We start from the raw sequence: 9,962 nt of genomic DNA, 5'->3' as shown, positions 1-9,962 counted from the left end.
CGACGTCTCGCAGGCCCCATAGCATGGGCCTCGAACCGCCAGTTCACCACCGTTCTCGTGCCGGACCAGACGCAAGGGAGTCGGGGCCCATGACCTACCCGCCGCAGCCACCAGGTCCGCCCGGCCCGCCCGGCCCGTACGGCCAGCCTCCACGCCCGTACGGCCAACCGGGCCCCTACGGCCAGCCACCGCAGCCGCCGCGCCCCGACCCGTACGGACCGCCACCGCCCTACGGTCAGCAGCCCACCGCCTACCAGGGCCTCGGTGGCTTCGGCGGCCCGGACGAGCCGCCGCCCAAGAAGAGCAAGAACATGATCATCGCGGTGATCGTGGTCGCCGTGCTGGTGCTCGGCGGGGCGGGAGCCGCGATCTACTTCCTGACCAAGGGCAACGGCGGGGGCTCGGCGTCGCCCGGCACGTCGCAGCAGAACCCGCCCGACACCGGCTCGAACTCCGGGGAGAACCCACCGACCGACGACACCAGCACCGAGTCCAGCCCGAGCAACGGGGGTAGCGGGGACAGCGCGGCCGACGTGCAGCAGGCCTACATGGCCGCCTACGAGAGCAAGCAGTTCGGCTCGGTGGTGTCCGAGGCCTGCGACGCGTACAAGGAGAAGTTCGGCACCGACACCTCGGAGCTGGAGCAGCAGCTCGCGCCGTACGACATCACGGCCACCGCCGACGGCGAGCCGGACGTCACCGGCAGCACGGCCGTAGCGAAGATCGACCTGAAGCTGACCAAGGGCAGCGAAACCAGGACACCCAAGATCAAGATCAAGATCGTCAAGGAGACCGGCAAGTGGCGGTTCTGCGGCGAGGGTGAAGCCTGACCGCCACCGTGACAACCACCAAGGAGTAAGGAGTCGGGGGGCATGACCTACCCACCGCAGCAGCCCGGCCCGTACGGGCAGGAGCCGCACGGGCAGCAACCGGGCCCGTACGGGCAGGACCCGACGGCCCAGTACGGGCAGCAGCCCCCCGGCTACGGCGGCTACCCGGGAGGACCCGGCGGACCGCCGCCGCCGAAGAAGACTAACGCCGGAGTGATCGCCGCGGTCGTCGCGGGCGCCGTGCTGGTGCTCGGCGGCGCGGGCACCGGGATCTACTTCCTGACCAAGGGCGATGACACGCCCTCCAACACCGCGTCCACGGGCGGCCAGACGAGCACGTCCAAGCCGAAGACCTCCGGCTCCCAGCCCAAGACCAGGACGTCGGACCGAACCGAAAGCGCGACGCCGCCGAGGACCAGCAGCGGTGGTGGCGGCGGCGGTGGCGGAGGGGGCGGCGCCGGCGACGCCGCGATCATCGAGGTGGCCGAGAAGTACGCCAAGGCGGTGACCGACAAGGACGAGGGCGCGGCCAAGTCGCTCACCTGTGAGAACGACACCGGGCTGCTCTTCGACTCCGGCGGCAAGGTCGAGGTCACCGGCAAGCCGGAGACCTACGGCGAGGACAGCGCCAGCATCAACGTCAAGGTGACGCTCGGCTCGGGCGACCCGATCGAGGACTTCCCGCTCTTCCTGGACAAGAAGGACGCCGGTTGGTGTGTCTCCGTCTGACCCCGCGGGCCGCGAGCCGGTGACCGAGCCCGCCGACCTGCCCGCCAAGAAGATCACCACTCGGACGGTCGTCATCGCCGCGGCCATCGCCATCCTGGTGCTGGGCGCCGTCGGCGCCGGGATCTACTTCCTGACCGGCGACGACTCCCCCACCTCCGCCGGATCCGGGGCCACGGGCGCCGGTTCGACCTCGGCGGCGCCGACCACCGGGACGGGCACCGGCCCGGTCTCGACGGCGCCGCAACCGGACCCCGGCTCGGCCGACGCCGGCAGCGTCAAGGCCGTCGCCGAGCAGGCGGTCAAGGCGATCAACGCGCGCGATCCGGAAACCCTCAAGCAGATCAGCTGCGACCCGGAGGCGGTCGGCGCCGTCGAGGCCACGCCGCCGGAGGCCAGGGTCGAGCTGGCGGCCGAGCCCGAGCTGACCGGGGACACCGCCACCGTCGAGCTGAAGCTGATCATCGGCGACCAGTCCACGGTCACCCCGCTGCCGCTGCGCAAGCAGGACGGCACCTGGTGCGTGGACTGAGGCTCAACCCCGGCTCGGGCGGCGCTGGCGGCGGGGCGCGACGACGCCCTCGGCGAGCCGGCGGGTGGTGACCAGGAACGCGGTGTGGGCGACCATCCGGTGCTCCGGCCGCACCGCCAGACCGACCACGTGCCACGGGCGCAGCAGCGTCTCCCAGGCCTGCGGCTCGGTCCAGCACTGCTGCTCACGCAGGGCCTCGGTGATCCGGGACAGCTGGGTCACCGTGGCCACGTAGGCGACCAGCACCCCGCCCGGGATCAGGTTGGCCGCCACCGTGGGCAGAACGTCCCACGGCGACACCATGTCCAGCACCACCCGGTCGACCTCGCCGTCGTGCTCGGCAAGATCGCGCACCTGCAGGTCCCAATTGGACGGTCGGGTTCCGAAGAACGCCACGACGTTGCGCTCGGCGTGCTCGGCGTGATCGGGCCGGATCTCGTAGGACGTGACGCATCCCGCTGGGCCGACGGCGCGCAGCAGCGAGCAGGTCAGCGCGCCAGAGCCGGCGCCGGCCTCCAGCACCCTGGCGCCCGGGAAGATGTCGCCCCACATGAGGATCTGTGCCGCGTCCTTGGGGTAGATCACCTGCGCCCCGCGGGGCATGGCGAGCACGTAGTCCGACAGCAACGGCCGCAGCGCCAGGTACGGCGTCCCGGCCGCCGAGGTGATCACCGAGCCCTCGGCCCGGCCGATCACGTCGTCGTGCGCGATCCCGCCGCGATGGGTGTGGTACCGGCCGCCCTCGGTGAGCACCAGCGTGTAGTGCCGACCCTTCGGATCGGTGAGCTGGACCCGGTCGCCGGCCTGGAACGGGCCACTCGCCCTGCGTGCCGCCACTGAGCTCCTTTCAACGCCGGGGTGGATCGTCGCACGGCACGGATCATGTGGCGGCGGGCAGGGACGTCCTCAGGTCGCCGGGTGCGCCTCGATCGCCGCCCGCAGGTCCTCGCGGCGCAGGACCCCGGACGGCCGGCCGTCCTGATCCACCACCAGGAACTGCCACGCCGCGGTCTCCAGAACCCGCTCGACGATGTCCTCCCCCGGCTCGGACTCCAGCAGCACCGACTCCGGGCGGATGGGCTCGGCGGCGTGCTCGGCCGGGGCCATCGGGGACCGCTCGGCCAGCCGCTCGGCGGCCACCCGGTCGAGCAGCCCGGCCGCGACGCCGTCGGCGCGGACCAGCACCACGCCCCGCCCCGCCGCGGCGGTCAGCGCGCTGGCCACCGGGCTCTCTGCAGGCAGTTGCAGAATGGGACTGACCAGGTCCGCCAGCCGAAGGCCGGGCGGCCACATCCGGCGCTGCTCGGCGGCGAGCTCTCCGGCGGCCCCCTCGACCACGAACCACGCCGTGATCAGGCAGACGCCCAGCCGCAGCCAGCGGTCCGGGCTCTCGGTGGCCAGGCCCCACAGCGCCCAGAGCACCAGCGCGCCGGCGACCAGCCAACCGCCCACGACGGCGGCCCTGGTGCCGGTGCCCCGCCGACCGGACACCGCCCACACGCCGGCGCGCAGCATCCGCCCGCCGTCCAGCGGCAGGCCGGGCAGCAGGTTGAACAGGGCGACCACGGCGTTGGCGAACGCGCACTGCAGGATCAGCAGCCAGATCGCGCCCTCGGCCGGGATGATCAGCAGCAGCACGCCGCAGAGCCCGGCCAGCAGCACCGAGACCACCGGGCCGGCCACCGCCACCAGGCTCTCCTGCCCCGGCCGGCGCGGCGTCCTGGCAATCTCGGACAGCCCGCCGAGCAGGAACAGCCGCACCCGGCGAACCGGAAGCCCCAACCGCAGCGCCGCCACGCAGTGCCCCAGCTCGTGGGCGAGCACCGAGGCGCCGAGCAGCACCGCGAACGCCGCCGCCAGCATGAGCGACGCCGGCGGTCCGGCGTCCGGCAGGAACCGCCGCACCAGCGGCGCCCAGAGCACCACGATCGCCAGCGACCCCAGCCACCACGACGGCGACAGCAGCACGGGCACGCCGCCGAACCGGAACAGCAGCAGGCCGCCGTCCCGCCCGGCCGACCCGGCCCAGCTCGTCGTCACCCGAGGCAGCGTAGGCCCACCCCGGTGAAACTGTGTTGAATTGCCCTCGCTCGTCCCTCGCTCGGGCGGCTCGCGGCCTCGGCCCGGTGTCTTCCCTCGTCGCTGCTCGGTCGCTGGGCGACCTGCGCTGCTCCTCAGTCCAGCCACCGGCGGCCGACTCGCGGGGCCAGGTTGGGCGGGGATGTCGGTGGTCTGGCCTAGGGTTCCTGGCATGACGGACACCGCCCTGCCGCTCGTGTCGGAGTCGACCGGATCGCAGGAGGTCCCCGAGCCGCGGCGGCCGGCGCTGTCCCCGTCGCGGGCCAGCGATTTCAAGCACTGCCCGCTGCTGTACCGCTTCCGCGCGATCGACCGGCTGCCCGAGACCCCGTCGCCCGCGCAGGTCCGCGGGATCGTGGTGCACGCCGTGCTCGAGGAGCTGTTCGGGCTGCCGGCCGAGCGGCGGCTGCCCGACGTGGCCCACGCTCTGGTGGCGCCCGCCTGGCAGCGGGTGCGCGAGGAGCGGCCGGAGCTGGCCGAGCTGTTCGCCGACGCCAACGGCCAGGAGGTGGCCGAGTGGCTGGCCTCGGCCGGCGAGCTGATCGACGGGTACTTCCGGCTGGAGGACCCGCGCCTGGTCGCGCCCGAGGCGCGCGAGCTGCTGGTCGAGACCGAGCTGGGCTCCGGCGTGCTGCTGCGCGGCTACATCGACCGGCTCGACGTCGCGCCCACCGGCGAGCTGCGGGTGGTCGACTACAAGAGCGGCGTGGCCCCGCGGGAGTTCAACGAGGCCAAGGCGTTGTTCCAGATGAAGTTCTACGCCGTGGCCCTGTGGCGGCTGCGCGGGATCGTGCCGCGCCAGCTGCGGCTGATGTACCTTGCCGACCGGCAGTCGCTCACCTACACGCCGGACGAGGCGGAGCTGGCCCGGTTCGAGCGCACGCTGGAGGCCATCTGGCAGGCCATCCTCAAGGCCGGCAGGACCGGCGACTTCCGGGCCAACCCCGGCAAGCTGTGCGAGTGGTGCTCACACCAGGAGCGCTGCCCCGCTTTCGGCAACACCCCGCCGGACTACCCCGGCTGGCCGGAGCCCGACCCCGGCGAGGAGTCCGTTGTGGACCGGGCAGACTGAATGGGTGGCGCCTTCTACGAACCGTTGGGACAAGGGCGGTTCCGGTCCACCGAGCACACGGCCGGGCCGTGGACGTCGGACAGCCAGCACCTCGGCCCGCCGAGCGCGCTGCTGATGCGTTCGCTCGAGGAGATCCCGGCGGGCACCCCGTCGGCGATCGCCCGGCTCACGGTGGAGATCCTGGGCCCGGTGCCGGTGGCCGAACTGGAGGTTTCGGCCGGGGTGGAGCGGCCGGGCCGGTCGGTGGAGCTGCTGTCCGGCGAGATCCGCGCCGGCGGCCGGGCCGTCGTGCGCGGCCGGGCCTGGCGGATCGTGCGCTCGGACAGCACGGACGTGGCGGCCGGCGCCGGTGCGGCGCTCGACCCGCCCGAGCGGGCCACGGCGGTCGCCCGGCCCGAGGGGTGGGGACCGGGCTACCTCGACGCGATGGAATGGCGGGCGCTGCACGGCAGCTTCGGCGCGCCCGGCCCGGCCACGGTGTGGGTGCGGCAGCAGGTCGATCTGGTGGCCGGGGAGAGCCCCACCGGGCTGCAGCGGTTGCTAACGGTTGCCGACTCCGGCAGTGGAGTGTCGAGCCGGCTGGATCCGCGGTCGTGGTGGTTCATCAATCCGGAGTTGACGGTGCACGTGTACCGGGAGCCGGAGGGTGAGTGGATCGGTCTCGACGCCGAGACGGTGATCGGGCCGCATGGGGTGGGCACGGCGCAGTCGGTGTTGCATGACCGGGTTGGGCCGGTGGGGGTGGGGACGCAGGCGTTGATGGTGCGGCCGCGGTAGGTGGGTGGGTTCGGGGTGGGGGTGCTGGGCGGCTGGGGTTGGCAATGGGGCTGGGTTGGGTTGCCGGGTGCGATTGGCGGGGAGTTGCGGGCGGGGCGAGTCGGTACCGGGTTGGGGTTGCCGGGTGGGGGTGTTGGGTGGGAAGCAATGTCACATTGCTTTTGCCTCAGAGGCGGCAGGAGCGGATGTCGGAGGCGAGGACGGCTTTGGCGCCGAGGGCGGAGAGTTGGTCCATGATGAGGTTGGCGTCGGGGCGGGGAACCATGGCGCGGACGGCGACCCAGTCGGGGGAGGCGAGGGGGGCGACGGTGGGGGACTCGAGGCCGGGGGTGAGGGTGATGGCCTGGTCGAGGAGGGATTTGGGGCAGTCGTAGTCGAGCATCATGTACTGCTGGGCGAAGACTACGCCCTGGAGTCGGGCAGCCATCTGGTCGCATGCCGGGGAGTTGCCGGAACCCTTGCGTTGCAACAGAACGGCTTCGGAGATGCAGATGGGGTCGCCGAATGCGCTGAGATTGTGTTGGCGGAGGGTGCGGCCGGAGCCGACGACGTCGGCGATCGCGTCGGCGACGCCGAGTTGGACCGAGATCTCGACGGCGCCGTCGAGGCGGATGACCTCGGCGGTGACGCCGTGCTTGGCCAGATCGTCGGTGACCAGGCGGGGGTAGGCAGTGGCGAGGCGTTTGCCGTTGAGGTCGGCGACCGTCCACTTGAGACCGTCGGGGGCGGCATAGCGGAAGGTGGAGGCGCCGAAGCCCAGCGCCAGCCGTTCGTCGACGGGGGCGCCGGAGTCGAGGGCGAGGTCTCGGCCGGTGATGCCCAGGTCGACGTCGCCGGAACCGACGTAAATGGCGATGTCCTTGGGGCGGAGGAAGAAGAACTCGACATTGTTGGTCGGGTCGAGCACGGTCAGGTCGCGCGGCTCGTGCCGCTGACGGTACCCGGCCTCGGACAGCATCTCGGAGGCGGGACCGGCCAGCGCGCCCTTGTTCGGCACGGCGACACGCAGCATTGTGGACACTCCCCTTTAGAGGTGACGGTAGACATCCTCGAGCGTGAGCCCGCGCCCGAGCATCAACACCTGCACCCGGTAGAGCAACTGGGAAACCTCCTCGGCCAGCCGCTCGTCCGACTCGTGCTCGGCCGCGATCCACACCTCGCCAGCCTCCTCGAGCACCTTCTTGCCCTGCGCGTGCACACCCGCATCCAGCGCGGCCACCGTCCCCGACCCCGCCGGCCGAACCCGCGCCCGCTCACTCAGCTCGGCGAACAACTCGTCGAACGTCTTCACAACCCCAGATCCTCCCATCCCACCCCATCGTGTGATGGGCGCGGGCCCCCCACTCACATAGCCTGACCACATGAGATCGATGACCGAGACCCAGGCGACACGAGAGACCGCCTCGATGCTTCGCCAAGTCGCGAACGGCGAGACCGTGCTGATCACCACCGACGATGGTGCGCCCATGGCGCGTCTCGTTCCCGACCGCACCACGGTCGCGGAGCGCCTGGCGGAGCTGAGGCGGAAGCATCCGCCCGATCCCGAGTTCGGCGATCACTTGGAGAAAGTCGTCCGCGAATTGCGCGAGTCGGCGGGTGGTGTGCGAGAGCACCTGTGGCGCGACACGTAATCCTCGACACCGGCATCTTGATCGCATCGGAGAAGTGCAAGCTGGACCTCGAATCGGTCATCGGACACGATGACCCCGCGATCGCTGCCGTGACCGCGATGGAACTGCTAGTCGGTGTCGAGGGGTGGGCCTCGGCTGGGCAAGATGAGCAGGCCCTCTTGATGGAGGGCTATTTCACTGCATTCCTCATTGAGGACTACACCCTTGAGGTGGCAAGGATGCACGCCTTGTTGAGCAACCATGTCCGCAAGATCGGTCGACCGCGAGGCGCGCACGATCTGATCATTGCGGCGACCGCCGCCGTGACCGGGAGAACGTTGCTCACCACGGATCAAGCTGCAGCCTTCGGCGAGCTTCCTGGGGTCAGGGCGGAGGTTGTGACAGTTCGTTGAAGGCGGCTTCGAGGTCGGTGGGGGTGAGGCCGACCAACGAGTCTCGAAAGATTCTGCGGGGGCCTGGGGGGACTTCGACTTCGCTGGGGATGACGAGGACGGTGCAGCCGGCGGCGACCGCTGAGGTGGTGCCGGAGGGGGAGTCTTCGATGGCGAGGCAGTGGGTGGGGGCGACGTCCAGCAGGCGGGCGGCCTTGAGGTAGGGGTCTGGGAGAGGTTTGTTGCGGCCGTCGACCTCGTCGCCGCAGACGGTGACGTCGAAGTGGTCGCGGCCGATGGTGTCGAGGGCGAGCTCGGTGAGGGGGCGTTCGGTGGAGGTGACGAGGGCGGTGGGCAGGCCGGTGGCGCGGATGGTGGCCAGGGCCTCGCGGGCGCCGGGTTGCCAGGGGACGTCGGCGGCGTAGAGCTCGGCCATGCGCTTGTCGAGCCAGCGGGCGGCTTCGGCGCGCTGGTCGGCGTCGGGGATGATGCCGACGTCGGCGAACAGCAGGTCGAGGGTGGTGGGGACGTTGGTGCCGACCATGGCGGCCCGGGTGGGCTGCGAGAGCCGGCCGCCGAGGCGTTCGGCCAGCTCGTAGAGCGGGATGTCCCAGAGCTTCTCGGAGTCGATGAGGGTCCCGTCGAGGTCCCACAGGACGGCGGCGGGGAGGCTCATGTGTTGAAGTACTTGGCTTCCGGGTGGTGCAGGACGATCGCGTCGGTGGACTGCTCGGGGTGGAGCTGGAACTCCTCGGAGAGCTTGACGCCGATGCGTTCGGGGCGGAGCAGGTCGACGATCTTGGTGCGGTCCTCGAGGTCGGGGCAGGCGCCGTAGCCGAGCGAGAAGCGGGCGCCGCGGTAGCCGAGCTTGAAGAACTCCTCGACATCGGCGGGGTCCTCGGCGGCGACCGACGCGCCGGAGGCGAACGTGAGCTCGGTGCGGATGCGCAGGTGCCAGTACTCGGCCAGCGCCTCGGTGAGCTGCACGCCGAGACCGTGGACCTCGAGGTAGTCGCGGTAGGCGTTGGCGTTGAACAGCTCCTGGGCGTAGTCGGCGATCGGCTGGCCCATCGTGACCAGGGTGAAGGCGACGACGTCGACCTCGCCGGACTCGCGGGGACGGAAGAAGTCGGCCAGGCACAGCCGCCGTTCCTTGCGCTGGCGGGGGAAGGTGAACCGGATCCGCTCGGGCGCATCGAGATCCGGCGCGGAGAGCACCACCAGATCGTCCCCTTCGGACACACAGGGGAAGTAGCCGTACACCACGGCGGCGTGCTGGACGATCCCGTCGGTGGCCAGCCGGTCCAGCCAGTAGCGCAGCCGGGGCCGGCCCTCGGTCTCCACCAGCTCCTCGTACGACGGGCCCCGGCCGCCGCGGGCGCCGCGCAGACCCCACTGACCCATGAACGTGGCGCGCTCGTCGAGCAGGGCGGAGTAGTCGGCGAGCGCGACGCCCTTGGCGACGTGGGTGCCCCAGAACGGCGGGGTCGGGACCGGCACGTCGGTGGCGACGTCCGAGCGGGCCGGCACCGGGGCGTCCTCGGGCTCGGCCGCCGCCTTGCGCGCCTCGGCGATGCGCAGCGAGCGCTGCCGGCGGGCCCGGCGCTCCTCGGCCTTGGCCTGCAGCTCCGCGTCGACCAGCGGCGACTCCCCGCGCTTGGCGGCCATGATCGCGTCCATGAGCCGAAGTCCCTCGAAGGCGTCGCGGGCGTAGCGGACGTCGCCGAGGTACAGCTCGGTCAGGTCGTTCTCGACGTAGGCGCGGGTGAGCGCGGCGCCGCCGAGCAGGACGGGCCAGCGCGTGGAGACCCCGCGGGAGTTCATCTCCTCGAGGTTCTCCTTCATGATCACCGTGGACTTGACCAGCAGGCCGGACATGCCGATCACGTCGGCGCGGTGCTCCTCCGCGGCGTCGAGGATGCTGGAGATCGGCTGCTTGATGCC

At 71.6% G+C, this 9,962-nt stretch carries 13 protein-coding genes; 7 read left to right on the top strand and 6 right to left on the bottom strand.

Annotated features, from left to right (window positions below; all coding sequences use genetic code 11):
• The first annotated feature begins 89 nt into the window (after window positions 1–89).
• The 3 genes from VGX25_RS28720 to VGX25_RS28710 are packed head-to-tail and all read left to right on the top strand — an operon-like array spanning window position 90 to window position 2,088.
• Window positions 90–830 (top strand): hypothetical protein, encoded by a 741-nt coding sequence (locus tag VGX25_RS28720; RefSeq protein ID WP_326921052.1) that lies wholly within the window; start codon window positions 90–92, stop codon window positions 828–830.
• 42 nt (window positions 831–872) lie between these two features.
• The gene (locus VGX25_RS28715; protein ID WP_326921051.1) at window positions 873–1,559 is read left to right on the top strand and encodes a hypothetical protein; all 687 of its coding nucleotides are present in this window, start codon (window positions 873–875) and stop codon (window positions 1,557–1,559) included.
• Window positions 1,546–2,088: a hypothetical protein gene (locus VGX25_RS28710; RefSeq protein WP_326921050.1), complete on the top strand. Its 543-nt coding sequence runs from the start codon at window positions 1,546–1,548 to the stop codon at window positions 2,086–2,088. The genes VGX25_RS28715 and VGX25_RS28710 overlap by 14 nt, the downstream gene beginning before the upstream one ends.
• Before the next feature lie 3 nt (window positions 2,089–2,091).
• On the opposite strand, the gene VGX25_RS28705 is transcribed toward VGX25_RS28710, so the two are convergent.
• Together VGX25_RS28705 and VGX25_RS28700 are read right to left on the bottom strand one after the other, a co-directional pair.
• A complete protein-coding gene (locus tag VGX25_RS28705) occupies window positions 2,092–2,925 on the bottom strand; it encodes a tRNA (adenine-N1)-methyltransferase (protein WP_326921049.1) in 834 nt (277 codons plus the stop codon).
• A gap of 69 nt (window positions 2,926–2,994) precedes the next feature.
• Entirely contained in the window at window positions 2,995–4,128 is a 1,134-nt protein-coding gene (locus tag VGX25_RS28700; protein WP_326921048.1) for a site-2 protease family protein, read from the bottom strand.
• A 211-nt stretch (window positions 4,129–4,339) separates the two neighbouring features.
• On the opposite strand from VGX25_RS28700, the gene VGX25_RS28695 reads away from it, so the two are divergent.
• Window positions 4,340–5,239: a RecB family exonuclease gene (locus tag VGX25_RS28695; RefSeq protein ID WP_326921047.1), complete on the top strand. Its 900-nt coding sequence runs from the start codon at window positions 4,340–4,342 to the stop codon at window positions 5,237–5,239.
• A complete protein-coding gene (locus VGX25_RS28690) occupies window positions 5,240–6,016 on the top strand; it encodes a thioesterase family protein (protein ID WP_326921046.1) in 777 nt (258 codons plus the stop codon). It abuts the gene before it with no gap.
• A gap of 166 nt (window positions 6,017–6,182) precedes the next feature.
• Here VGX25_RS28690 and hisG read toward each other — a convergent pair whose 3' ends face one another.
• Window positions 6,183–7,028: an ATP phosphoribosyltransferase gene (gene hisG / locus VGX25_RS28685; RefSeq protein WP_326921045.1), complete on the bottom strand. Its 846-nt coding sequence runs from the start codon at window positions 7,026–7,028 to the stop codon at window positions 6,183–6,185.
• Between the two features lie 15 nt (window positions 7,029–7,043).
• Window positions 7,044–7,307: a phosphoribosyl-ATP diphosphatase gene (locus VGX25_RS28680; protein ID WP_326921044.1), complete on the bottom strand. Its 264-nt coding sequence runs from the start codon at window positions 7,305–7,307 to the stop codon at window positions 7,044–7,046.
• 70 nt (window positions 7,308–7,377) lie between these two features.
• Here VGX25_RS28680 and VGX25_RS28675 point away from each other — a divergent pair, with 70 nt between their 5' ends.
• Both VGX25_RS28675 and VGX25_RS28670 read left to right on the top strand, forming a co-directional pair.
• The gene (locus VGX25_RS28675) at window positions 7,378–7,647 is read left to right on the top strand and encodes a hypothetical protein (protein WP_326921043.1); all 270 of its coding nucleotides are present in this window, start codon (window positions 7,378–7,380) and stop codon (window positions 7,645–7,647) included.
• Window positions 7,648–7,664: 17 nt separating this feature from the next.
• Window positions 7,665–8,039: a PIN domain-containing protein gene (locus VGX25_RS28670; protein WP_326921042.1), complete on the top strand. Its 375-nt coding sequence runs from the start codon at window positions 7,665–7,667 to the stop codon at window positions 8,037–8,039.
• Here VGX25_RS28670 and VGX25_RS28665 read toward each other — a convergent pair.
• Both VGX25_RS28665 and VGX25_RS28660 read right to left on the bottom strand, forming a co-directional pair.
• The gene (locus VGX25_RS28665) at window positions 8,011–8,694 is read right to left on the bottom strand and encodes an HAD family phosphatase (protein ID WP_326921041.1); all 684 of its coding nucleotides are present in this window, start codon (window positions 8,692–8,694) and stop codon (window positions 8,011–8,013) included. The two genes, VGX25_RS28670 and VGX25_RS28665, sit on opposite strands and share 29 nt — an antisense overlap.
• A partial coding sequence (locus tag VGX25_RS28660; protein WP_326921040.1) for a vitamin B12 dependent-methionine synthase activation domain-containing protein occupies window positions 8,691–9,962 on the bottom strand: 1,272 nt, incomplete at its 5' end. The genes VGX25_RS28665 and VGX25_RS28660, both read right to left, overlap by 4 nt.

This window comes from Actinophytocola sp. (assembly GCF_035942955.1).
Classification (GTDB): Bacteria; Actinomycetota; Actinomycetes; order Mycobacteriales; family Pseudonocardiaceae; genus DASYTH01.
Note: the sequence above shows the minus strand (reverse complement) of the source record. Positions and strands in the feature narration are given on the sequence as shown.

Coding starts and splice junctions, on each gene's coding strand:
- VGX25_RS28665 (WP_326921041.1), bottom strand. CDS start 8,694: ATGAGCCTCCCCGCCGCCGTCCTGTGGGACCTCGACGGGACCCTCATC.
- VGX25_RS28695 (WP_326921047.1), top strand. CDS start 4,340: ATGACGGACACCGCCCTGCCGCTCGTGTCGGAGTCGACCGGATCGCAG.
- hisG (WP_326921045.1), bottom strand. CDS start 7,028: ATGCTGCGTGTCGCCGTGCCGAACAAGGGCGCGCTGGCCGGTCCCGCC.
- VGX25_RS28690 (WP_326921046.1), top strand. CDS start 5,240: ATGGGTGGCGCCTTCTACGAACCGTTGGGACAAGGGCGGTTCCGGTCC.
- VGX25_RS28720 (WP_326921052.1), top strand. CDS start 90: ATGACCTACCCGCCGCAGCCACCAGGTCCGCCCGGCCCGCCCGGCCCG.
- VGX25_RS28675 (WP_326921043.1), top strand. CDS start 7,378: ATGAGATCGATGACCGAGACCCAGGCGACACGAGAGACCGCCTCGATG.
- VGX25_RS28715 (WP_326921051.1), top strand. CDS start 873: ATGACCTACCCACCGCAGCAGCCCGGCCCGTACGGGCAGGAGCCGCAC.